Origin of the sequence: Streptomyces colwelliae (assembly GCF_048158785.1) — a bacterium.
In the GTDB taxonomy this organism is placed as follows: Bacteria; Actinomycetota; Actinomycetes; order Streptomycetales; family Streptomycetaceae; genus Streptomyces.
This window is the reverse complement of record NZ_JBLTJC010000147.1, coordinates 1-24,156: the sequence shown is the minus strand read 5'-3', so window position 1 is coordinate 24,156 and position 24,156 is coordinate 1. Positions and strand designations below refer to the sequence as shown.

17 protein-coding genes and 1 tRNA gene are annotated in these 24,156 nt (G+C 72.4%); 12 read left to right on the top strand and 6 right to left on the bottom strand.

Annotated elements, in window-relative coordinates; genetic code table 11:
- From ACNFOC_RS27735 to hisG, 3 genes are all read left to right on the top strand, one after another.
- Positions 1-1,054, top strand: a 1,054-nt coding sequence (locus ACNFOC_RS27735) for an ATP-grasp domain-containing protein (RefSeq protein WP_416961813.1), incomplete at its 5' end; no start/stop codon positions are given.
- Entirely contained in the window at positions 1,051-2,436 is a 1,386-nt protein-coding gene (locus ACNFOC_RS27730) for a hypothetical protein (RefSeq protein ID WP_416961812.1), read from the top strand. The genes ACNFOC_RS27735 and ACNFOC_RS27730, both read left to right, overlap by 4 nt.
- Positions 2,437-2,553: 117 nt before the next feature.
- Positions 2,554-3,402 carry an ATP phosphoribosyltransferase gene (hisG, locus tag ACNFOC_RS27725; RefSeq protein WP_416961811.1) on the top strand — a complete coding sequence of 283 codons (849 nt, stop codon included), beginning with the start codon at positions 2,554-2,556 and terminating at the stop codon, positions 3,400-3,402.
- A gap of 323 nt (positions 3,403-3,725) precedes the next feature.
- Here hisG and ACNFOC_RS27720 read toward each other — a convergent pair.
- Positions 3,726-3,798 (bottom strand) — tRNA-Arg (locus ACNFOC_RS27720).
- A 322-nt stretch (positions 3,799-4,120) separates the two neighbouring features.
- Between ACNFOC_RS27720 and ACNFOC_RS27715 the strand changes: the two genes are divergently transcribed.
- The 8 genes from ACNFOC_RS27715 (at position 4,121) to ACNFOC_RS27680 (ending at position 13,645) form a co-directional block, all read left to right on the top strand.
- Entirely contained in the window at positions 4,121-5,728 is a 1,608-nt protein-coding gene (locus ACNFOC_RS27715; RefSeq protein WP_416961810.1) for a dynamin family protein, read from the top strand.
- 3 nt (positions 5,729-5,731) lie between these two features.
- Positions 5,732-7,735, top strand: a complete 2,004-nt coding sequence (locus ACNFOC_RS27710; protein WP_416961809.1) for a GTPase — start codon at positions 5,732-5,734, stop codon at positions 7,733-7,735.
- 176 nt (positions 7,736-7,911) lie between these two features.
- A complete protein-coding gene (locus ACNFOC_RS27705; protein WP_416961808.1) occupies positions 7,912-8,403 on the top strand; it encodes a single-stranded DNA-binding protein in 492 nt (163 codons plus the stop codon).
- A gap of 259 nt (positions 8,404-8,662) precedes the next feature.
- Positions 8,663-10,075, top strand: a complete 1,413-nt coding sequence (locus ACNFOC_RS27700) for a Cys-Gln thioester bond-forming surface protein (RefSeq protein WP_416961807.1) — start codon at positions 8,663-8,665, stop codon at positions 10,073-10,075.
- Between the two features lie 74 nt (positions 10,076-10,149).
- Complete coding sequence (locus ACNFOC_RS27695; RefSeq protein ID WP_416961806.1) at positions 10,150-10,770, top strand: hypothetical protein; 621 nt, start codon at positions 10,150-10,152, stop codon at positions 10,768-10,770.
- Positions 10,771-10,896: 126 nt separating this feature from the next.
- Positions 10,897-12,561 carry an energy-dependent translational throttle protein EttA gene (gene ettA, locus ACNFOC_RS27690; RefSeq protein ID WP_416961805.1) on the top strand — a complete coding sequence of 555 codons (1,665 nt, stop codon included), beginning with the start codon at positions 10,897-10,899 and terminating at the stop codon, positions 12,559-12,561.
- A gap of 5 nt (positions 12,562-12,566) precedes the next feature.
- On the top strand, positions 12,567-12,980 hold the full coding sequence (locus ACNFOC_RS27685; RefSeq protein WP_416961804.1) for an acyl-CoA thioesterase: 414 nt from the start codon (positions 12,567-12,569) through the stop codon (positions 12,978-12,980).
- A complete protein-coding gene (locus tag ACNFOC_RS27680) occupies positions 12,977-13,645 on the top strand; it encodes a DUF8185 domain-containing protein (RefSeq protein ID WP_416961803.1) in 669 nt (222 codons plus the stop codon). Before ACNFOC_RS27685 ends, ACNFOC_RS27680 begins: the two co-directional genes overlap by 4 nt.
- A 12-nt stretch (positions 13,646-13,657) precedes the next feature.
- Here the strand turns inward: ACNFOC_RS27680 and ACNFOC_RS27675 are convergent, their stop codons facing one another.
- The 4 genes from ACNFOC_RS27675 to ACNFOC_RS27660 all read right to left on the bottom strand — a co-directional run bounded on the left by ACNFOC_RS27675 (position 13,658) and on the right by ACNFOC_RS27660 (position 21,230).
- The gene (locus ACNFOC_RS27675; protein WP_416961802.1) at positions 13,658-14,614 is read right to left on the bottom strand and encodes an ABC transporter ATP-binding protein; all 957 of its coding nucleotides are present in this window, start codon (positions 14,612-14,614) and stop codon (positions 13,658-13,660) included.
- An 82-nt stretch (positions 14,615-14,696) separates the two neighbouring features.
- Complete coding sequence (locus ACNFOC_RS27670; RefSeq protein ID WP_416961801.1) at positions 14,697-17,423, bottom strand: FtsX-like permease family protein; 2,727 nt, start codon at positions 17,421-17,423, stop codon at positions 14,697-14,699.
- A 1-nt stretch (position 17,424) separates the two neighbouring features.
- On the bottom strand, positions 17,425-20,652 hold the full coding sequence (locus ACNFOC_RS27665) for an ABC transporter permease (protein ID WP_416961800.1): 3,228 nt from the start codon (positions 20,650-20,652) through the stop codon (positions 17,425-17,427).
- A 173-nt stretch (positions 20,653-20,825) separates the two neighbouring features.
- The gene (locus ACNFOC_RS27660) at positions 20,826-21,230 is read right to left on the bottom strand and encodes a globin (protein WP_416961799.1); all 405 of its coding nucleotides are present in this window, start codon (positions 21,228-21,230) and stop codon (positions 20,826-20,828) included.
- 85 nt (positions 21,231-21,315) lie between these two features.
- Here ACNFOC_RS27660 and ACNFOC_RS27655 point away from each other — a divergent pair, with 85 nt between their 5' ends.
- Positions 21,316-22,287, top strand: a complete 972-nt coding sequence (locus ACNFOC_RS27655; protein ID WP_416961798.1) for a methyltransferase domain-containing protein — start codon at positions 21,316-21,318, stop codon at positions 22,285-22,287.
- Between the two features lie 82 nt (positions 22,288-22,369).
- Here ACNFOC_RS27655 and ACNFOC_RS27650 read toward each other — a convergent pair.
- On the bottom strand, positions 22,370-24,156 hold a 1,787-nt coding region (locus ACNFOC_RS27650), incomplete at its 5' end, for an FHA domain-containing protein (protein WP_416961797.1).

Sequence of the window (24,156 nt, the reverse complement as noted above, 5' to 3'; positions counted from 1 at the left end):
TCGGAAGCGTCCGATGTGTATAAGAGACAGGAACAAGGTGCATCCGTTGCCGTACAAGATCCTGGTCCTGGTCTCCGGGGCGTCCACCTTCGAGCTGAACAACCACTCGATCATTCCCAGTGCCCTCCACCGTGAGGGCCACGAGGTGCACATCGGTGACATCGACACCCTGAGCGTGCACGACTCCGTCGTCGTCTGCGACCGGGTGCGGCTGAGCGAGGAGTTCACCAGCGGCGGCAGCTTCCCCGAGCTGAGCCTGCCGTACGCGTCCGCCGAGGAGTTCGACCTCGTGTGGGTCCTGGCCGGCACGCACCCGGAGTCGGGCACCGACTCCTTCCAGCTGCTGTGGCTGCTCAACCAGCGGGTGCCGTTCGTCAACGACGCGTCCGCGCTGTTCTACCTGAACACCAAGATCAACCTGGGTGCCGTGGTCCCAGCCGAGCACCTCCCGGTCTCGTACGTCTCGAACGACTTCGACCAGCTCAACAGGCTCGTCGAGGCCGACGGCGACCGCTCCTGGGTCGTGAAGCCGACCAACGGCGGCTGCGGGGCGGACGTGTTCGTCGTCAACAAGGGCGACCGCAACCGTTCGGCCCTGCTCGCCAACGCCACCGGCAACGCGGCGTCCCGCTACGGGCGTTACGGCCGTGACGTCATCGGCATGGCCAAGCGGCACACCGCGGTCCAGGAGTACATCCCCAACATCCGTACCAACGAGAAGCGGGTCATCCTCGCGGGCGACGTCCCCGTCTCCGGGTTCCTGCGCTTCCACCCGGAGAACGACCACCGGTCCAACGCCACCCTGGGCGCGGGCTTCGCCGCCCTCGAACTCACCCCGGAGGAGGACGAGTTCGTCCGCGCGCTGGGCAAGCGGATGACGGACCTCGGGATCTTCTACTCGGGCATCGACCTGGCGTTCCCGTACGTCATCGAGGTCAACATGGTGAACCCGGGCGGGCTGAGCTACCACTACCGGGCGACCGGCGAGGACAGGTCCTCGGAGGCCGTCAACACCGTGCTCGCGGCGCTGCGGACCGCGGGGAAGCTGTCATGAGCGGGGTCGTCACGCACGCCGGTGCCGTCGAGGGCCGGGCGGCCGGGCCCGGCGCGTGGTCCTGGCTGGAGCCGCGCGCCCTCGCGGCCTGGGACGAGTTCGCGGCGACGCCCGCCGCCGAGACCGACCGGGAGTGGTTCACCGAGCGGCTGCGCCGGCCCGTCTGGCGCCACCAGTACCCGCCGCACGCCTTCACCGCCGAGGCGGCACGCACGGTCGAGACGGTCGGGGTGCGGCTCGCCGAACTGATCTCGGGCTTCCCGCGCCGCGTCTTCGGGGACGACCTGGCGGCGTGGGCCGGCTACCTCGGCCTGCCGGACGAGGACGCGGCCCTGATGGCCGAGGCGCTGGACCGGCCCCGGCTGCGCCGGGTCGCCACCGCCTTCATGCGGCCCGACCTTGTCGTCACCGACGCGGGACTGAAGCTCGTCGAACTGAACGTGGCCGCCTCACTGGGCGGACTCAGCACGCTCGCCCCGTACACCGGCGCGACCCGCGACTCGCGGTACGCCGCCTTCCTCGCCGGGCGCGGACTGCGGCTGGACGGCCCCGACACGGCGCGGGTGTGGCTCGACGTCTTCGCCGGGCTCACCCGGGCGCGCGGCGACGGGCCGCTGCACGTCTTCGAGGCCACCGCCAACCCGGCGGACCTCGACGGCGGCCGCCGGTTCTTCGTCGACATGATCCGCTCCGCGGGCCACGACATCAGCTGCGGGCTGATCACCGAGCTGGAACTCACCGACGACGGGGCCCACTTCCGGGGCCGGCGGGTGGACGCCGTCTTCACCGCGTACACCTGGCACGAGACGAAGAACTTCGTTCCGCCCGCGCTGACCCGTGCGCTGATGGAGCTCGACACGGCCGGGAAGCTGGACTTCATCGGCTCGCCCGCCGCCGCGCTCCACGACAACAAGGCGAACCTGGCCCTGCTCCACGACCCCGGGTTCCAGGGCCTGCTGACCGACGAGGAACGGGCCCTCGTCCGGACGTACGTGCCGGAGACCTTCCGTTTGCGGCCGGAGACCCTCGACCGCGCGGTCGAGGGACGCGAGCGGCTGCTCTGCAAGCCCGCCTCGGCCTACGGCGGCAAGGACCTGGCCTTCGGCTTCCTGGCCGAGGACGACCGGGCCTGGGCGGCGGAGCTGCGGGAACGGCTCGCGGACCCGCGCGAGCGCCATGTGCTTCAGGAACGGGTGCGGCCGTCCGTGGTCGGGGTGCCGGGCGTCAGGCCGTCCGGCGGACGCGAAGTGGTGCTGGCACCGCTGGTGTTCGGCGGCCGTTTCGCCGGCGTCTTCATGCGCCAGGCCCCGGTGCGGCCGGGGTCGGCGATCAACGCGTCGAGCGGCGCGGAGTCGTCGGCGGTACTGACACTGGGCGGATAGCTCTGCGGGCCCGTCGTCCCTCATCCCTGTTGTCCCGCACCCCCGTTGTCCCCCATCCCCGTCGTCCCTCGCCCCTCGTCCGTCGTCCGTCGTTTTTCACGTGAAGGAGACCGGCCCATGCTGCGCATCGCCGTCCCCAACAAGGGCTCCCTGTCCGGGCCCGCCGCCCAGATCCTGCACGAGGCCGGCTACCAACAGCGCAAGGACGGCAAACAGCTGGTCCTCGTCGACCCCGAGAACGACGTCGAGTTCTTCTACCTACGGCCCCGGGACATCGCGATCTATGTCTCGTCCGGCCGGCTGGACCTCGGCATCACCGGCCGCGACCTGCTGCTGGACGCGGGCACCAACGCCGAGGAGATCCTGCCGCTCGGCTTCGCCCGCTCGATCTTCCGGTACGCGGCCCGGCCGGGCACCGCGCGGGAGATCGCCGACTTCGACGGCCTGACCATCGCCACGTCGTACGAGGGCATCGTCGCCAAGCACTTGGCCGACCAGGGGGTGGTCGCCTCCGTCGTCCATCTCGACGGGGCGGTGGAGACGGCGATCGAACTCGGTGTCGCCCAGGTGATCGCCGACGTCGTCGAGACCGGTGCCAGTCTGCGGAACGCGGGCCTGGCGGTCGTCGGCGAGCCGATCACGACGTCGGAGGCGATCGTCGTCCGCCGCGCGGGCGCGGACGCTTCCGACCCGTCCGTACGGCAGTTCGTCCGCCGCCTCCAGGGCGTCCTCATCGCCCGTGCCTACGTGATGATGGACTACCACTGCCGCGCCGGGCAGCTGGAACGGGCGATCGCCCTCACCCCAGGGCTGGAGTCGCCGACCGTGTCGCCGCTGCACACGGAGGGCTGGGTGGCCGTCCGCGCGATGGTCCCGGGGAAGGAGGCACAGCGGATCATGGACGGCCTCTACGAGCTGGGGGCACGGGCGATCCTGACCACCGCCATGCACGCCTGCCGGCTGTGATGCCCGAAGTCCGTTCGCCGGATGAGGAATCGGCAACGCGGGAACAGGATTCGGGCCGCGATGTGAACCGGCGCCGGAGCAACCGGCCGACCTGAGTCGACATGCGATCGGGAGGCGCCGGCCGAGTTCCTCGGGGGGCAGCGTCCTGGCACGGCGAATGTCGCGGATGTCACCGCCTGCGACGCGGACCGGGTCGGCCAACCGGCGGTCCGCACGGCCCAGTTCGACCTAGGCCTGCTCCGCCGCGCTCCCACCGGCGTGCGCGAGCTGAGCGCCGACTGGTGAAGACTGCCTGAACTGCGGAAACGCGGAATATGGCTGCGCGCCCCCGGCAGGACTCGAACCTGCGGCCAAGCGCTTAGAAGGCGCCTGCTCTATCCACTGAGCTACGGGGGCCGGGTGTGTGGCCTCGGTCGTGGTGTGCCCGGGTGTGGGCCGGTCCGTGACGTTGCCGGGGACAAGGATAGGGCTCCCGGGTCCTTGTCCCTGTTGCTTCACCTCCGTGGCTCGATGTGGAGGTTCAGTGAAGCGGTCCTGATAATCGCAGGCAGGTACGAATCGTGCATCGCTTTTGGTGTCCGGCGCCACGGGTGTTGTGCACTCGTTATGCCTGGACTGTGCCCATGCCCCAGTCATCCCTTCCGTCCGTTGTGTTCTGTCGGCGCGCAGGCGTGCTCATATGCTTCAGAATTCCCCCAAAATTGGGCATTCTTCACATGTGGTGACCTTGGACGTACGGCCTCAGCTGCTCGACGCACTCTCCGCCCTGCGCGACCGTGTCGCCGCCGCACGCTTCCCGCTGCCCCTGGCGGGGGCTCCACGCGCGCGTGCCAACCGCGACGAACTGCTCGCCCAGCTCGACGACTATCTGGTGCCCCGCCTGAAAGAACCCGAAGCACCCCTGCTGGCCGTGGTCGGCGGTTCCACGGGTGCGGGGAAGTCGACGCTCGTCAACTCCCTTGTCGGGCGCCGGGTCAGCGAGGCCGGCGTACTGCGGCCGACGACCCGCACACCGGTGCTCGTCTGCCACCCGGAGGACCATCACTGGTTCAGCGGCATGCGGGTGCTGCCCGACCTCACGCGCGTGTGGGTGCCCCATCAGGACCCGGGGGACGAGTTGCTCCTCCCCGGTGAGGACGGCATGCGTGTGCTGCGGATCGAGACCGCCGACACCCTCCCGCGCGGGGTCGCCCTCCTGGACGCGCCCGACATCGACTCCCTGGTGGCCGACAACCGGGTGGTGGCCGCCGAACTGATCTGCGCGGCCGACATCTGGGTCATGGTCACCACGGCCGCCCGCTACGCCGACGCGGTGCCCTGGCATCTGCTGCGCACCGCCAAGGAGCACAACGCCACCCTGGTCACCGTCCTCGACCGGGTGCCCCACCAGGTGGTCTCCGAGGTGTCACGGCAGTACGGCGCCCTGCTCGCCAAGGCCGGCCTCGGCGACGTACCCCGCTTCACGGTGCCCGAACTGCCCGAATCCGCCTGGGGTGGGGGGCTGCTTCCGGCCAGTGCCGTTGCCCCACTGCGGAGTTGGCTCGTGCAGCAGGCCCAGGACCCGGGCGCCCGGCAGGAGGCGATGGCGCGTACGGCCTACGGCGTCCTCGACTCGCTCAAGTCCCGGATGCCCGAACTGGCCAGCGCTGCCGCCGCCCAGTACGCGGCCGCGCTACGGCTCACGGTCGCCGTCGACGGGGCGTACGACAGCGAGCACGCGCGTGTGCGGGGGCGGTTGCAGGCCGGGGCGGTGCTCGCCGGGGACGCGTTGAAGCGCTGGCGCGCCTTCCCGCTCGACTGCTCGGCCGGTGAACTGCTCGACGCCCTCGCGGAGAGCCTCGCCGCGCTCCTCCTGTGCTCCGTCACGGCCGCCGACGAACGCGTGGACGACGCCTGGCGGCGCGAACCGGCCGCCGGCGCCCCGGAACTCACCGACCGCGATCCGTCCCTGGAGAGCGCCGAGCACCGCATCGGGATGGCCGTACGGCGGTGGCGGCGCGAGCTGGAGGAGTACGCCGAGGAGGAGATCGCCGACCTCGACCGGAGCATCGCGCCGGATCCCGAGGTGGTCGCCGCCCTGGTCGCCACCGCGCTGCTGGGCGGCCGCAGGGCGCGGTCCGCGGGCGAGGGGCTCGCCGAACGGATCGGCGCCCACGGCGCGTTGCGGCTGCGCGACCGCGCCGGGCGGCTGCTCAACGACCACCTGGACCGGGTCGTGCACACCGAGCGCGAACGACGGCTCGCCCCGCTCGACGCCCTCGACGTGCACCCCGAACCCCAGGCCGAACTCATCGCCGCGCTGTCCGTACTGCAGAAGGAGAGGTGACCGGTGACTGCCGTCACTGACCAGGACCACACGGACGAGATGGACCACACCGACCACGCCGATCACACCGATCACGCCGATCACGGGGACGACGGCCGGGACGCGGACGCCAAGGACGAGCGACCCGAAAACCCCCCTCCCGTAGAGGACGCGGAGGAAGCGGGTGACCTGGAGGACGCCGACGACCACGCGCGTGTGCCGGCCGACGCCGACACCTCGGGCCGTACGGAATCCAAGGCGTCCGCGGACCCGGCGGACCCCGAGGAAACGACCGGCGCCTGGGACGACGGGCTGATCGCGCGGCGGGTCAACGAGACCACGGCGGCGCAGCAGGCCGCCGCCGTGGAGATCAGGGCCTCCCGGGCGCAGGCGCACAGCGCGCACGCCGCACAAGCCGCCCATGTCCCCGCCCCGTTGGCGTACGACGGGCCGCTACGGTCCCGTCTCGACGCGTTGCGCGAACTCGTGGGGCTCTCCCGCACCCGGCTCGACAGCGGGACCCTCGCGGAGGCGGGCCGGGTGCTCGACGAGGCGGCCGCGCGGCGCAGGCTCTCCGGGCAGCACACCGTGGTCGCCATCGCGGGCGCCACCGGCAGCGGCAAGTCCCAGCTCTTCAACGCGCTCGCCGGAGTGGCCATTTCGGAGACGGGCGTACGACGGCCCACCACCGCCGCGCCCATCGCGTGCAGCTGGAGCGACGGCGCGGCCACCCTCATCGACCGGCTCGGCATCCCGGGACGACTGCGCCGGCGCCCCCTCCAGAGCGCCGAGATGGAGGCCCAACTGCGCGGCCTCGTCCTGGTGGACCTGCCCGACCACGACTCGGCGGCCGTGGCGCACCGCGAGCAGGTGGACCGGGTCCTGGCGCTCGTGGACGCGGTCATCTGGGTCGTCGACCCGGAGAAGTACGCCGACGCGATCCTCCATGAGCGCTATCTGCGGCCGATGGCGGGCCACGCGGAGGTCATGTTCGTCGTCCTCAACCAGATCGACCGGCTCCCCGGAGAGGCCGCCGACCAGGTCCTCGACGATCTGCGGCGACTGCTCGACGAGGACGGGATCGCCCTGGGGGAGTACGGCGAACCCGGCGCGACCGTGCTCTCCCTGTCCGCGCTCACCGGGGACGGCATCCCGGAACTGCGCGAGGTTCTGGGCCAGTTCGTGGGGGATCGTGGAGCCGCCGCACGGCGAATTTCAGCCGATGTGGACGCGGCGGCGTGGCGGCTGCGGCCCGTCTACGCCACCGGGCGGCGCACCGGGCTCAGCGAGGAGGCGCGGGACGAGTTCGCCGCGCGCCTCGCGGACTCGGTGGGGGCCACCGCGGCGGGCGAGGCCGCCGAACGCGCGTGGCTGCGCAACGCCAACCGCGCCTGCGGCACGCCCTGGCTGCGGCTGTGGCGCTGGTACAACGACCGGCGCGAACCCGTCACCGGCCGGCTGCCGGTCCGCGCGCAGGCGGACGAGGAGGCCACGGCACGCCAGCGCGTCGAACAGGCGGTCCGTACGGTCGCCGACCGGGCCTCCGGCGGGCTCCCGGCGCCGTGGGCGCAGGCGGTGCGCGAGGCGGCCGTACGCGGGGCGCAGGGGTTGCCCGAGGCGCTGGACGAGCTGGCCGCGCGGGCCGGGCTGCCCGTGGGGCGGCCGCCGCGGCCGGGCTGGTGGCCGGCGGCCGTACTCGCGCAGGCGTCCATGACGATCCTCCAAGTCGTCGGCGGGCTCTGGCTGTTGGGCCAGATCATCGGGTTCATGGCACCGAACCTGGGCGTGCCGGTGCTGCTGATGGTGGCCGGCATCATCGGCGGCCCGCTCGTCGAGTGGAGCTGCCGGCTGGCGGCCCGCGGCCCCGCCCGGCGCTACGGCCTCGACGCCGAGCGGCGACTGCGGGAGGCCGCGGCGGGATGCGGACGGGCGCGGGTGCTCGATCCGCTGGCCGCGGAGCTGTTGCGGTACCGGGAGGTGCGGGAGCAGTACGCGCGGGTCACGGGGGCGGGCGTCGGGGCCGGGTGAACCTGGGTCCGGACGTCGTTCCCTCGTCCGGGTGACGAGGTTTTCCACAGGTGGGCGGTGGTCCACAGCGCTCAGCGGGCCCGGCTCGGCGGAGGCAGTCTGACTGCAGCCGTACGGGACGGGCCCGTACGCGTTTCCGCCCGGTCCCACGGGGCCGGGTCAGGGAGGGACATGCGATGAACGAGACGATGGTGTGCGCGGTCGGCAATGTGGCGACCCAGCCGATGTACCGGGATCTGGCGACGGGACCGTCGGCGCGGTTCCGGCTGGCGGTGACCGCGCGTTACTTCGACCGCGAGAAGAGCGTGTGGACGGACGGTCACACCAACTTCTTCACGGTGTGGGCCAACCGCCAACTGGCCACGAACGTGGCGGCGTCGCTGTCGGTCGGCGACCCCGTCGTCGTCCAGGGCCGGCTGAAGGTGCGGACGGAAGTGCGCGAGGGACAGCCGAGCTGGTCCTCGGCGGACATCGACGCGGTGGCGATCGGCCACGACCTGGCGCGCGGCACCTCGGCCTTCCGCCGGGCCAACAAGCAGGAGACGGCGGGCTCTCCGCCCCGGCCCGAGCCCAACTGGGAGACGCCGGCCGGGGATTCGGCCGCCGATTCCATCACCCACGCGGATTCCGCCGACCAACACCAGGCAGAACCTCTTGTGGTGACGTGATGTCAGTGAATGCCCCGAGCTGATCGAACTGCGGCTTATCGATGAATGCGCTCCGAAAGACCCGGTGGATTTGTCGATAAGCCCTGCTCGCGGGTGATCTTGGGGATAACGATTCCGAGTCGGATCGGTTATCGGACGACCCGACCGGAGAAGGCGGTGCGCGCGCGTCCCTAGGATGCCGGGCACAGCTCCCGGCGCTTTGATTCTGCTGGTGGGACCACGCCCTCACGTCGACGGGTCCTGCTCGAAGGGGAATTCCGTGTCATCTGCTTTGTCTGTGTTCTCCGCGCTGTCCCTGCGCGGGCGAGGCGCCGTGCGCTTCGTCGCCGCGACCTGGGCGTGCGGACTCGTCGCCGCCGGAGTGCTGGCCGGCGCCGGCCCGGCCGTCGCCGACGAGACACCGCAGACCCAGGGCGGGGCCACGGCGACCATAGGCGGGCTCAAGACGTACGGCGCGGCCGTGATCCACGAGGACGGGGGCGACACGCAGGTCTCCGCGGGCCTGTTCGAGATGTCCGTGGACGGCGGCGGCACCCTCCAGACGTACTGCGTCGATCTCCGCAACCCCACCCAGCGGGACGCCAAGTACCACGAGACCGCGTGGAGCGGCACGTCGCTGGGCGCCAACAAGAGCGCCGGAAAGATCAGTTGGATCCTGCGGCACTCCTACCCGCAGGTGAACGACCTGGCGGCGCTCTCCGCGAAGGCCGGCACCAAGGGCCTGACCGAGAGTGACGCCGCGGCCGGCACCCAGGTGGCCATCTGGCGCTACTCGGACGGCGCCGACGTCGACGCGGTCGACCCGCAGGCGGAGAAGCTCGCGGACTATCTGGAGAAGAGCGCGCGGAACGTGGCGGAGCCGAAGGCCTCGCTGACCCTCGACCCGCCCGCCGTGTCCGGCCACCCCGGCGAGCGGCTCGGCCCGGTGACCGTGCACACCAACGCGAACGGGGTGACGGTCACACCGCCCGCGGACGCCGCCACGACCGGGGTGCGGATCGTCGACAAGGACGGCAAGGTCGTCACGTCCGCGGCGGACGGCAGCCAGGTGTTCTTCGACGTGCCCGAGGACGCGGGGGCCGGGTCGGCCGACCTGACCGTGCAGGCCTCCACCACCGTGCCCGTCGGCCGGGCCTTCACCTCCGAGAGCAGAAGCCAGACGCAGATCCTCGCCGGTTCCAGCGAGTCGACGGTCGCCGCGGCCGCGAGCGCGAACTGGGCGGAGACCGGTGCCATACCGGCACTGTCGGCACAGAAGAACTGCGCCGAGGGCGGCCTGGACATCACCGCGGCCAACCAGGGCGACGAGACGTTCACCTTCGAGCTGATGGGCGTCGAGCACGGCATCGACGCCGGGAAGTCCACGACGGTGACGATCCCGCTCCAGGAGGACCAGGCGTACGACTTCACGATCACGGCGCCGAACGGATACGAGAAGCGGTTCACCGGGGTCCTCGACTGCCGGACGCAGAGCGACGCGGGCGGTGACGTGACGCAGACGCTCAGCGAGCCGAGCCCCGCGACGGTGGGCGGCACCACCGTCGACACGAACCTCGCCGAGACGGGCGGCTCCGGCATCACCCCGATGATCACGGTCGTCGCCCTCGGTCTGGTCGGCATCGGCGCCACGACCCTCGTCCTGCTGCGGGACCGCAGGCCCGGCCAGGGCTGAGGAAACACCGCCCCCCCCGGCGGAGTTCCGGCTCCCGGCGCAACTGTCGGTGCCTTCGGCGAGTCGTACCCGCCATGACCGAAGCACGGATACAGCAGGGCGAGGGCCTGTCGCCCGGTGCCTCGACGGCGGCGGGTGTAGGGAGCCTGGCTCTCGCGGCCCTGGCGAGCTGGAGCGACCCCCTGCTGGTGGTGTGGGGGCACGTGGTCCCCGGCTGGGGGGTGAGCGGGGTTCTCCTGGTGCTCGCGCTCGTCCTGTGGCGGACCTTCCTCCGGGCGGCCCGCCGGGCGGAGACCCTGCGGCCCCTGGGGGCGCGGGCCAGGTGGTGGGCGGGGCTGGTGAGCAGGGTGCTGATCGTCGTGGCGGCGTTCGGCGTCGTAGGAGGGGCGCTGGCAGACCTGGCGCTGGAGGCGCGGTACTACGTGCTGCGCCCCACGGGACCGGGCGGCTGCGAGGCCGTAGTGCGGGAGACGTCGTTCCTCATGATCGGCAACGGTGAGGCGTACGCGGTGGGGCGCACCGGCCTGGCCTGGGGCGAGGCGGGCTCCTGGGTGGTCGACGACGGGTACCGGCCCGTCGCCGACGGCACGTACAAAGTGACCTGGGGGCCGGACGGGGGCCTGCTGCTGATCAGCGGTACGAGTACCGATCCGGTGATCCGAGGAGGCATGACCGACATCGACTGCGGGTGGTGAGACAGGGCACCGGCGGAACCCCAGCTCACAGCCCCCCGGCCAAACGAGTTACCACCCAAGCGTGGACCTCAGGCAAGATGGACTACATCTGCCCACTCCAGATTTCAAGCTGCCGGACGGTTTCTCTTGGCTGAGTACATCTACACCATGCGCAAGACGCGCAAGGCGCACGGCGACAAGGTCATCCTTGACGACGTGACGCTGAGCTTCCTGCCCGGCGCGAAGATCGGGGTGGTCGGGCCGAACGGTGCCGGTAAGTCCACCGTTCTCAAGATCATGGCGGGCCTTGAGCAGCCCTCGAACGGCGACGCGTTCCTGACGCCCGGTTTCAGCGTCGGCATCCTCATGCAGGAGCCGGAGCTGGACGAGACCAAGACGGTCCTGGAGAACGTCCAGGACGGCGCCGCCGAGATCATGGGCAAGCTCAACCGCTTCAACGAGGTCGCCGAGCTGATGGCGACCGACTACTCGGACGCCCTGATGGACGAGATGGGCAAGCTCCAGGAAGACCTGGACCACGCCAACGCCTGGGACCTCGACGGGCAGCTGGAGCAGGCCATGGACGCGCTGGGCTGCCCGCCCGGCGACTGGCCGGTCGTCAACCTCTCCGGCGGTGAGAAGCGCCGCGTCGCGCTCTGCAAGCTGCTGATCGAGGCCCCGGACCTGCTCCTCCTCGACGAGCCCACCAACCACCTCGACGCCGAGTCGGTGAACTGGCTGGAGCAGCACCTCACGAAGTACGCGGGCGCCGTCGTCGCCGTGACTCACGACCGGTACTTCCTGAACAACGTCGCCGAGTGGATCCTCGAACTGGACCGCGGCCGTGCGATTCCCTACGAGGGCAACTACTCCACGTACCTCGACAAGAAGTCCACCCGCCTCAAGGTCGAGGGCCGCAAGGACGAGAAGCGCCAGAAGCGGCTCAAGGAGGAGTTGGAGTGGGTTCGCTCCAACGCCAAGGGCCGTCAGACCAAGTCCAAGGCGCGCCTCGCCCGTTACGAGGAGATGGCAGCCGAGGCCGACAAGATGCGGAAGCTGGACTTCGAGGAGATCCAGATCCCGCCGGGCCCGCGTCTGGGCTCGATCGTCGTAGAGGTCCAGAGCCTGTCCAAGGCGTTCGGCGACAAGGTCCTCATCGACGACCTGAGCTTCACGCTGCCGCGTAACGGCATCGTCGGGGTCATCGGTCCCAACGGCGCGGGCAAGACCACGCTGTTCAAGATGATCCAGGGCCTTGAGACCCCGGACTCCGGCTCCATCAAGGTCGGCGACACCGTCAAGATCAGTTACGTCGACCAGAGCCGCGCCAACATCGACCCCAAGAAGTCGCTGTGGGCCGTCGTCTCCGACGAGCTCGACTACATCAACGTCGGCCAGGTCGAGATGCCGTCGCGGGCCTATGTGTCCGCCTTCGGCTTCAAGGGCCCGGACCAGCAGAAGCCGGCCGGTGTCCTCTCCGGTGGTGAGCGCAACCGCCTGAACCTGGCGCTGACCCTCAAGGAGGGCGGCAACCTGCTGCTCCTCGACGAGCCCACCAACGACCTCGACGTGGAGACCCTGTCGTCGCTGGAGAACGCGCTGCTCGAGTTCCCCGGTGCGGCCGTGGTCATCTCCCACGACCGCTGGTTCCTGGACCGGGTCGCGACGCACATCCTCGCGTACGAGGGCGAGTCGAAGTGGTACTGGTTCGAGGGCAACTTCGAGTCGTACGAGAAGAACAAGGTCGAGCGACTCGGTGCTGACGCGGCGCGTCCGCACCGCGCCACCTACAAGAAGCTGACCCGGGGCTGATCTTCTTGCGCCACATCTACCGTTGCCCACTGCGCTGGGCGGACATGGACGCGTACGGCCACGTGAACAACGTGGTCTTCCTCCGCTACCTGGAGGAAGCCCGTATCGACTTCCTGTTCCGCCCGGAGAAGGACTTCAAGCAGGGGTCGGTGGTGTCGCGCCACGAGATCGACTACAAACGCCAGCTCGTCCACCGGCACACACCGGTGGACATCGAGCTGTGGATCACCGAGATCAGGGCGGCGTCCTTCACCATCACTTACGAGGTGAAGGACGGCGACCAGATCTACGTCCGGGCCTCCACGGTCGTCGTCCCGTTCGACTTCGAGACGCAGCGACCGCGCCGGATCACCGCCGAGGAGCGGGAGTTCCTGGAGGAATACCGGGACGACGCCGAGGACGAGGCCGTCGCCGCATGACGGTCCTCCACCTCGCCGACGAAGGGGAGGCGGCGGATTTCGCGGCCTTCCTCTCCCGGCTGCTCCACTACGACCGCGGCGCCGCGGTCCGCCTCCAGGCGGCCGGCACGGCCCTCGCCGTCTTCGGCCGGCCACCGTCCTTCGAGGTCCTCGCCATCCGCGCGGTACGCCTCGCCAAGCCGTACGAGAACGGCCTCGACGCCACCCTCGACGTGACCGTCTCCGCCGGTGAACTCCTCGAATCCCTCGACGAGTCGGCAGCCACGGCCGGGGTACCGGCCGCGGTGACCGGCCCGCCGTGGGCCGGGGTGCTGCCACCGCGCCGCGGCTGGACCCCCGAGCCCGGACTGCCGGGCCCGCAGGCACTGAGCGCGATGATCGCGGCCGGGATCGCCGAATTCCGGTCCCGTACGCAGGAGTTGACCCCCGAGACCCGTACGCGCGCCGAACTCGACCGCATCGGGCGGGAGATCTGGTCCCGCACGGTCGGCGACACCTCGCTGCCGGTCCGCGCGGTCCACGCGGCACAGTCGCTCGGATTCCTGCGTCCCGGCGGCGAGTCGGGCCTCTTCTCGTCGGGCGCGTGGCTGCGACTGCGCACGCCGTACGGCTCGATCGCCGTACGCAGGGCGGGACTTGGGGCACTGGGCGTCAGCGTGCGCTGAGCCCGCCGTCCGTCACTGCTGCTCGCTGTCGTCCGGCCAGACGCCGATGTGGTCCGCCTCCAGCTCCAGGGCCACACGGTCGCGCATGTCCAGGGCTTCCGTGTATTCGGCGGGGAGTTGGAGCCGGCCCGCCCGGTCCAGCATGGCGTACTCCCTCGCCACGACGGTCTCGTGGCCCGTCGTCGCGTCGACCTGGCTGCGCCGCAGGACCTCGGTGGAGGTCCGGCCGTCGCGGATGGCGACCGTGCGGCGGACCTCGGCGGCGACCGCCTGGTCGTGGGTGACGATCACGATGGTGGTGCCCAACTGCTCGTTCGCGGTGCGGAACGCGGCGAAGACCTGCTCGGCGGTGTGCGAGTCGAGTTCGCCGGTGGGTTCGTCGGCGAGCAGCACGGCCGGGGCGTTGGCGAGGGCCACCCCGATCGCCACCCGCTGCTGCTGGCCGCCCGACATCTCCCGCGGGCGCCGGTCACGGCAGTCGGCGACCTCCAGCAACTCCAGGAGTTCCAGCGCGCGTTCGGCCTTCGCGCGGCGCCCGGAGCGCCTGCCGGACAACTGCATGGGCAGGGCGATGTTCTGAGCGGCCGTCAGATAGGGGAGCAGGTTGCGGGAGGTCTGCTGCCAGACGAAGCCGACGACCTCACGACGGTAGGCGAGCCGGTCCTTGGCGGTCATCGTGAGCAGATCCCGGCCGGCGACCCGGGCCGCACCGGCGGTGGGTGTGTCCAGCCCGGCGAGGATGTTCATCAGCGTCGACTTGCCACTGCCCGAAGCCCCCACCAGGGCCATCAACTCGCCCTCCCTGACCAGGAGATCGAGCCCCTGCAACGCCTGCACCTCGACCCCGTCCGTGGTGAAGATACGGACCAGCCGGTCACAGGTGATGAGCGCGTCATGCCCGTAGGCGGGCCGGTTGCGGCTCTCGGTGGCGCGGGTGGCCAGGTCGGCGAGGGTGGGGTTCGTGGTCATCGACGCTCTCCTCGGTCACAGCCGACTGCTCGGCGAAAGCCTTCTTCACACACGCCTTGTCCATGAACGCCTTCTCTACGGCTCACCGCGCGTCCCCCGCCCTCAACTCCCGTACGGAGCCCCGCCGTCCGGACCACCACGCCTGCACCACCGCGACGCCCACCGCCACCAGCAGCACCCCGATCGCGGGGACGGCCAGTGACACCGGATCGATTCTCAGCCGGGCCTCCCCGACCGGACTCTGTGCCGAGGCCAGTGCCACCGACGTCAGGTCGAAGCCCGGGGCGAGCAGACGGATCGTCGCCCAGCCGGTGAGCGTGCCGCCCGCCGCCGCCAACAGGGCCTGGGGCAGGGACTCCAGCACCAGCAGACGGCGGCCCTGCGCTCGCGTGAGGCCCATCGTGCGGAGCCGGGCCAGCAGGGCGGCGCGTTCCGGGGCCGCGCGCAGGAGGGAGAGGAGCAGGGCCAGGACGGCATAACCGGCGCCCGCCAGCACCGCCGCCGTGTAGATGCGCTCGGCGCCGGACTGGAGGGGCGAGTCGACGTACCGGGCGCGTTCCTCGGCCCGCACCGTCACACCGGCCGAGGAACCGGCCGCCTTGCGCAGCGCGGCCCCGCTCACCCGGTCGCCGGTCACCAGCAGCGAGGTCGGCCGGGCCGCCGTACCGGACAGTCCGGCGCGGTCCACGACCAGGAAGTCGGCACCGGCGACGGCCGGGGTCGCGTCCCGGACGAGCACGATCCGCACGGTGACGGCGCTGGTGTCCGGCAGCCGTACGAGGAAGGGGCGGGTGCCGTAGGCGGTCGCCACGGAGGGGGAGGCGAGGGCCGGGAGCACGGAACCCGTGGGGTGCTTCAACCGGCGTTCGGAGAAGGCCCCCACGCCTGTCCGTCCCGTCAACTCCGCGTAGCTGCCGGGGTCCACGCCCACGAGCGGCACCGCCTCCAGCCCGTCCCTCGGCTTGGCCTGGTCCGTGACGCTCACCTCGGCGAGCCCGCGCACCCCCGGCAACCGCCTTACCCTGTCGGGCAGTTCGGCCGGCAGAGGGGCGGTCGCGTCGAGGCGGGCGTCCGCTCCGACGGCGAGCAGTGCCGCGTGGTCGCGTGCGTCGCTCACGCCCGCCAGTACCGAGCCGCCGAACGCGGCCGTGGTCAGCGCGGTGAGCAGGGCGAGCAGCGGCAGCACCGCGGAGACGGAGGTGCGGCCCGCTCGGGCCAGCGACAGATGGCCCACCACGCCCCGCAGTCGACCGGCCGGGCGGGCCAGTCGGCGCAGCAGCAGCGGATAGACCCGGACCAGGACCAGTGCGGCGATCACCCCGACCAACACCGGTGCCAGCGCGACCAGTTGATCGCCCGCCGAGCCCGACGTGCCGTGTCTGCGCAGGGCCTCCACCGCGCCGGACGCCACTACCAGCAGGGTGAGTTCGGCGACCGTGCGGCGCCGGGACGGGCGGACGGTCGTCACGTCCTCGCGCGGGCCGTGCAGGCGCACGGTCCGATGGGTGAGCGCGGCGCGTACGGGGAGTGCGGCGGACGCGGTGAGGGTGACCGCGAGGGCGGCGGCGACGGCGTAGGAGCGGCGGCCCTCGGGGATGGTGAGCAGCGCGGCGGTCAGGCCGAGTGCGCCTGCCGGTACGGCTGTCACGGCCGTCTCGGCGAACAGGCGGGCGGTGAGGCCGCGCAGGGAGGCGCCCCGGGCGCGGAGCAGGGCGAGTTCGGTGCGGCGGCGGTCCGCGGTGAGACCGCCCGCCATGAGCAGCACGACGACGGCGACCGTGCCGGTGCCGAAGGCCGCGACGGCGGTCAACGGGCGGATGCCGGAGCGGAGTTCGCCGAAGGTCGCGAGCACGTCGTCGAGGCCGGTGCTCAGGTCGGTGTCGGGGGTGGTGTAACTGCGGACCTGTTGGAGGCCGGGGCCCGATTCGAGTGCGGCGACGGCGGTCTTCAGGCCGGTCAGGTCGCGGGCGTGCAGGGTGGCCGTGTCGGGGGCCAACTGCCAGTACGGGCCCGGCTTCGCTCCGGTGCCGAGGAGGGCGGGGGCCGCGTCCTGGGCCAACAGCAGTGCGCCGAGCCAGTACTTGGGCTGCTCCGGCGTCGGCAGGACGACCAGGGTCGGGGTGCGCAGCAGCGGCTGGGTCGACCAGTAGGCGCCGGCGGGGTCGCGCGGGGTGAGGATGCCGGTGATGCGGACGGCGAGCGGGGCGCGGCCCTCGCCGGGTACATGGATGACCGAACCCACCTTGATGTGCAGGCTGTCGGCGGTCGCGGCGGTGACTGTGGCCTCGATCTCGGGGGTCTGTGAGGTGACTTGGCCCGAGGTGCGCGGCAACCGGCCCTCCCGTACGGTCGCGTGCCCGGCGAGGTCGCTCTGGGTGGCGAGATAGACCTGCGCGGGCAGGCCGTTCGGGCGCGGTATCCACGCGTCCGGCACGACGGGGTTGTCGGCGGGGCGCACGCCGTACGCGGACTGGGCGGGGTCGATGACGAGGGGACGGCCGACCACGCCGCGGACACGGTCGTACCGCGTGCGCAGCGCGTCGGGGCGCAGGTCGGCCTCGCGCTGATCCTGCGGGAGCATCAAGTCCGGCTGTGTGTCCGAGAGTTGGATGGAGGTCCGGGCGGGTCCCGCCCGTCCGGCGGAGTCCCGCAGCCCGGCGTCCTCGTACCGGTCGAGAGCGCGCGGGAACGCCGCGGCCAGACAGGCGGTCACCGCCACGAGCAACGCCAGCGCCCAGGCGGCACCGGGGGCGGCGCGCAGGCGGGTGCGGATCCAGGGGGCGGTCGCGGAGACGTGAGCGGAGTTCATGTCACTCGCCTCCTTCCTCGCGGAGCGAGGTCGCCGGGTCGGTCCGTCGTAGTGCCAGCGTCGCCGTGACGATCAGGGGGCTCACCGTCACCGCCACGAGCAGCAACGCCACCCGTGCGACGGGCAGTTCGACCAGGACACGCGGGACCGGGCGGGTGGCCTGGGCGGTGAGGACGATCAGCGGGATCACCGCCCGGGTCAGTACGGTCCCCAGCGCCACGCCCACCACGAGGGCCAGGGCGACCAGCACGCCCTGCTCGGCGGCGACCATCCGGGCCAGCTGGCGGCGCGGGGCGCCCAGCGCGCGCAGCACGGCGAACTCGGCTCCGCGCTCCCGCAACGAGCCCGCCGCGCTCACCGCGAACCCGACCGCCGCGAGCGCCGCCGCCACCAGGGCCGCCGCGGCGAACGCGGCCTCGGGGCCGGCGCCGAACGGGTCGTCGCGCAGCTCCTGGGCGATCTCCTCCCGCACCACGACCTCCCCGGGATCGACGTCGGGCAGGGCGCGCACCGCCGCGGCCACATCCGGCGCGTCGCCCGGCGCCGTCCCCAGCCACCACTCGGTGGGCGTGACGCCATCGACGAAGCGCGTCCCCAACACCCGGTTCACGGACCGGAGATCGACCAGCAGCGCACCGCCGTCGCCCTCCGCGACATCACCTGTCGTCGGCAGTCCCCGCACCGCCGCCACGATCCGCACCGGCAGGTTCTCCCCGCCGAGCGTCACCTGCACCCGCTGTCCGGTGCGGGCGCCCGCCGAGGTCAGGAAGCGGTCGGTGGCGACGGCCGTGATCTCCGGCGCCGGGGGCTGCGCGACCCGCAGCCGCACCGTGACGGCGGAGACCGTCCAGATGTCCTTGCCCGGGATGTATCCCGTGCCGTAGTCGACGGTCAGCGGCTTCGCCGAACTCACCTTCGGGGTGGGCGGGTTGGAGAGCGTGCCGTACGACTCGCTGGCCGAGGCACGCCCCGTCCAGGCGGCTGGCAGCCGCAGCGGCCGGACCTTTCCCCCGGCGTCCGTGGCGCTCACCCCGCTGACCGTGAGCCGGTGCCGGGAGGAGTGCTCGCCGGGCTGGGGCATGTCGAGTTGCAGTCCGGTGATGATCAGCGGGCCGGGTGACGCGGAGACGTCCGCCTTCAGGTCGTACTGCCGTCCGTCGGTGGGGAGTTGGCCGAGCGGTTCCTGGTACGGGGTGCCGTAGCGGTCCTCGACCGTGGCCGTGACCTCGACCGTGGTCCTCGGGCCCGTCCCGCCGATGCCCGCACGCAGGGTGAACTCCGTTGTTCCCGCCGGGATTTCGGTGCCCGCCGTGGTTCCCCTCGGCCCCAGGCCGGCCAGCAGCGGGCCCACGGGACGGCCCGACGCCAGGTCTTGGCGCATCAGCACCGCGTCCGACACGTGGGCCGTGTCCAGCGCGAGCACGGTCGCCGTGCGGTCGCCCGAGAGGGACTGGGAGGTGCGGACGGCGGGGGCGGCCTCCCGTACGCGCGGGAGGTTCGCGTAGGTCTCCGTGCGGCCCAACCCGCCTTCCCCGGTGGCCAGTACGCGCACCGGCACCCCGGCCTGGAAGTCGGCCTGGTCGCTCTGCGAGCGGTTCCAGGAGGCGCTCTGCCCGATGGCGAGCATGCCCAGCGCCAGGGCGAGCACGAGCAGCAGGACCGGCCCGGCGCCGCGCATCGGACGGCGGCTGAACTGCCAGCCCGCCAGCGCCAGCGGCAGCCCCCGCCCGGCGGTGGCCCGGCGCTCGGCGAGCCGTGCCACCGGCGGCAGCAGCCGTAGCGTCAGGACCGTGCCCGCGAGCAGGGCGAGCGCCGGGGCCGCGACCAGCAGCGGATCGATGCCCAGGGTCCCGGAGTTGTCGGTGCTGACGGCACCCGAGGTCTGCCGGTTCAGCTGCCAGTAGGCGACCCCGGCCACGACCAGCAGGCCGAGGTCCGCGCCCGCGCGCAGCGGAGCGGGCAGCGCGCGGGTGCGGCCGCCCGCGAAGGAGGACGTGAGCGCGGGGAGTGTCACCGCGAGCGCGCAGCCCAGGGCCACGGCCGCGGCGACCAGCCACACCCCCGCCCGGCCGCCCGCCGGGGTGTCCAGGTGCAGTCCGATCCGCGCCAACGCGCCGTGCCCGGCCAGCAGTTCGGTGAGCGGTCCCGCCAGCAGCGGCGCAACCGCCGTCGCCGGTACGGCGAGCAGCAGCGCCTCCGCCGCCGACAGACCGGCGATCCGCGCCCGTGAACCGCCGCGCGCCCGCAACAACCGGCTCTCGCCCGCCCGTTCGGCGCTCAGCAGCCGGGCCACGAGCAGCAGCGCGTAGCCCGCGAGCAGGGCGAGCTGGAGCGCGACGATCAGCAGCGTGGAGCGGGAGACGAGCAACGAGCGGTCGAGCCGGTCCAGTACGTCCGGCAACGAGGTCGTCGCGGCGGTCGTCCCGCTCATCACGCTTGCCCCGCGCAGTGACGCGCCGCCCGTGCCGGCCGCCTCGCGCAGCGCGCCGATCCGCCCGGTCGTCACCGTGGAGAAGTCGGCCGACGCGAGCCACGCGGACGGCCCGGCGCTCAACCCGGCGAGGCTCGTGGAATCGGTGAGCAGCGGACCGTAGGTCGTGAAACCGGCCGTGCTCAGGCCGCGGCCGCGCAGGTCGTCGAGGAGCCAGTAGGCGGCGCTCGCGACGGCGGGCCGGTAGACGCCGGTGACGAGGATGTGCGCCGCGGGGCCGCTGAGCCGGTTCGCGAGGGTGAGGCGGGTACCGGGTTTCACACCGAGGCCCTCGGCGGCGGTGCGCGGCAGCGCGACCTCGATGTCCCCCGGGCCGGCCGCCCGCGGGAACCGCCCCGCCACCAGCCGCACCTGCGTCCGGTCCAGCGCCCCGAAGTAGGTGAGATCCGGGTCCCCGGACCGCTCGGCACGCGGCTGGAGCGAACGCGGCAGCGCGTACGGCCCCGACCGCTTCAGCGTCCGCACCGTCACCGGCAGCCCGTCGAACGTCCTCCCGGCGGCCTTCCGTACGGCGGTGTCGGCGGCCGGGCGGTCGGCGGGCGGGACGTCGGCCTTGACGATCAGGGAGGTGTCGGAGGCGTTGCGGGCGTCGTTCAGGGAGTGCTGGAGCGCCGCGTCGCCGATCGCGCCCGAGTAGGCGATGAGCGTCGTGAGGACTGCCGTGGTCAGCAGGACGGTGAGCAGCGCGGCGGCCAGCAACAGACGGTGCGCCCGCGCACGCACCAGGACGAACCCCACCCGGCCCCCCGCCGTCGTCCGGATCTTCCCCGGCGATGCTGCCAGAGGGGACCGGCGGTGAGTAACCGTTTGCGACTACTGCTTGACCGGATCGTGACCGGATAACGGCGCCGTACGACCGGAATCCGACGTTCAGTGAACGGTGGTCAGCCGACCGTGTCCGGTCGCCGTGTTCAGCCGGCCGTGTTCACCATCGAAGCGGCCGCGTACGTCAGGTAGTTCCACAGCGTGTGCTCGTGCTCCTCGGACAGTCCGAGCTCGTCGACGGCGACCCGCATGTGGCTCAGCCACGCGTCGTGCGCGGCCTGGTCGACCTGGAAGGGCGCGTGGCGCATGCGCAGACGCGGGTGGCCGCGGTTGTCGCTGTACGTCGTCGGGCCGCCCCAGTACTGCATCAGGAAGAGGGCGAAGCGCTCCTCGGCCGGGCCCAGGTCCTCCTCCGGGTACATCGCCCTGAGCAGCGGGTCCTCGGCGACACCCTCGTAGAAACGGTGCACGAGGCGGCGGAAGGTCTCCTCCCCGCCGACCTGCTCGTAGAAGGTCTGCTCCTGAAGCGTGCCGCGCCGAATCTCTTTCACGCTCCCATGGTCTCAGACGGGGTGGCGGAGGACTTCGGACTTAGGACCGCTCGCCTCCCGGCCGCCGCCGCAGGACAGTGGACGTATGAGCGCACACGCTCTCGACAAGGACCTGGACGCCGTCGCCGTCTCCGCGCGGGCGGAACTGGTGCGGGCGATCGCGCGGAGCGGCGCCTGGGACGCGGACCCCGGGTGGCGGGCGGTGTTCGAGGCGGTGCCGCGGCATCTGTTCGTGCCGTACTACTACGCCGGCGCCGCGGACGGACACGGACATGAGCGGGTGTGGAGGGGCAGCCCCGACCCGTGTGCGCGGGAGCGCTGGCTGCGCGGGGCCTACGCCGACGTACCGCTCGCCACGCGGTTGCGGGACGGGGAGTTGGTGTCGTCCAGCAGTCAACCCTCGCTGATGGCGCGGATGTTGGCCGAGCTGCGGGTGACGGACGGCGACCGGGTGCTGGAGATCGGCGCCGGCACCGGTTACAACGCGGCGCTGCTCGCCCACCGGCTCGGCGACGACCTGGTGACCACCGTCGACCTGGAACCGGAGATCACCGAGTCCGCGCGCACCCACCTCGCCGACGCCGGGTACCGCCCGACCGTCGTCACCGGCGACGGCACCCGCGGCGTCCCCGAACACGGCCCCTACGACCGGATCGTCGCGACCTGCGCCCTGACGTCGATCCCGCGAGCCTGGCCCGCCCAGTGCAGCCCCGGCGCCCGCATCCTGGCCCCCCTGGCCACCGGCCTGATCGCCCTCACGGTCCGGGACGCGGACCATGCCGAGGGCACCTTCCTGCACACGGCCGCGTACTTCGTCCCCCTGCGCGGTACCGAACCCACCTCACCGCCCGAGATCCCACACCGCCCCGGCGACCACGAACTACTCCGCTTCCTGCTGACCCTCACCCACGGCACGCTCGATCCGGGGGAGGCCCGGGATTTGTGGGAACGCGAGGGGAGACCCGGTCGCGAGCGCTACGGCATCACGCTCGCCGGGGAGCAGGCATGGGCATGGCTGGTCACTCCGGAGGGCCGGTACACATGGCCTCTCCGGTAACTGCAACGCCCCTGCAAGGGGCGCGGGGAACTGCGCGACCAGCCACGACGGCGCCGCAGACAACAACAGACCCGCTCGGTACTTAACCCCGCCGAACCGTGATCGTCGTCCAAGCCCCAACGTGCACCCGATCCCCATCCTGCAACGGCACCGGCACGAACGGCTGGATAGGCTCCTCGCCGCCATTGACCGTCGTACCGTTCGTCGAGTTCTGGTCGACAACCGCCCAACTGCCGTCCGGCTGCTGCACCAGCACCGCGTGCTGATGCGAGACACCCGGATCCTCCGGCGGCACCGACAGATCGATGTCGGGGGACTCGCCGGTGGAGTGGCGACGGCGGCCGATGGTGATCTGGTTGCCGGTGAGCTGGCGCTGCTGCTCGGGGGAGTACGCGGGCAGGTTGAGACCCGCGGCCTCCGGGCCCGAGCGCTGCATCATCGCCAGGAAGTAGTCGCGGTCCGGGCCGATCGTCGCCAGCCACGTCGTCGGCTGCTGCTGGTACGCCGGACGGGGCGGGGGCGGGGCCTGCGTCGAACCGGGCTGCGGATAGCCGTAGCCGCCACCGCCCTGACCGGGACCGCCAGGACCGCCGGGACCGCCCGGGGAGCCGGGGGTCGGCGGGGAGATCACCCAGTCGTCGTCACCGCCGCCGAAGGGCGAGCCGCCCTGCTGCGGACGGTTCGTCTCCTGCGGGAACCCGGGCGGGGCCGGCGGTGCGGACTGCTGGAACGCCTGCGGAGCGCCGCTGGTCCCACCGGGGCCCGCGGGGGGCGTCGGTCCGGGCGGCGGCGGGACCGGCCGCGAGGGGTCGGGGCCGAAGCCCGAGGGACCCTGCGGGTTCGAGGGCTCGTTGCCGAACGGTCCGGGCTGACCCTGCCGCTCGCCGCCGAAGGCGCCGGGACGACCGCCGCCGAACTCGCCCTGGCCGGGCCGCTCGTTGCCGAACTGGCCGCCGGGACCGGGGGATTGCTCGTTGCCGAACGGGCCGGGCCGGCCGGACGCCTCGTTGCCGAAGGGCGCGGGCGGGTTCGACGGCTCGTTGCCGAACGGCCGCGGCGGGCCGGACGGGTCGTTGTTGCCGAAGGGAGAGGGACCGCCGCCCTGACGCTCACCGCCGAAGGCCTGCGAACCGGGGCCGCCAGGTCCGCCGGGACCGCTGCCGGGTCCGCCTTGCCGCTCGTTGCCGAACCCCTGCGAGCCAGGGCCACCAGGGCCGCCCTGCCGCTCGCCGCCAAAGCCTTGCGAGCCCTGGCCACCGGGACCACCAGGCCCACCGGGACCACCCTGGCGTTCACCGCCGAAGGCCTGCGAGCCGGGGCCGCCAGGACCGCCGGGGCTGCCCTGCCGCTCACCACCGAAGCCCTGCGAGCCCTGGCCACCGGGCCCACCGGGACCGCCTTGGCGTTCGCCGCCGAAGCCCTGCGGGCCGGGCCCACCAGGACCGCCGCCGGGTCCGCCTTGCCGCTCATTGCCGAAGCCTTGCGAGCCCTGGCCACCCTGCCGCTCGCCACCGAAGCCACCGGGACCGTTCGGGCCACCAGGCCCACCAGGGCCACCGGATCCACCCGGTCCACCGGGAGCCCCAGGTCCACCAGACCCCACGGGCGCCCCAGGACGCCCCGTCGTCGGTTCATTGCCGAACGGGGGTATGGGCTCCGCCGGCCGGTTCATCTGCGACGGCCGCGACCCCTGGTACTCGTACGAGTCACCGCCGTACGACTGGCCGGGCGGCTGCTGCTGGAAGCGGGCCGCTGGGCTCGGGCCGGGGCCGGGGCCGGGTGCCGACGGGCGCGGGGCCGCCGGGGTGTACGAGGTCGCCGTGTTCGTGAGGAAGTTCCACCGGCACTCCTCGCAGAACGGCGCACCGC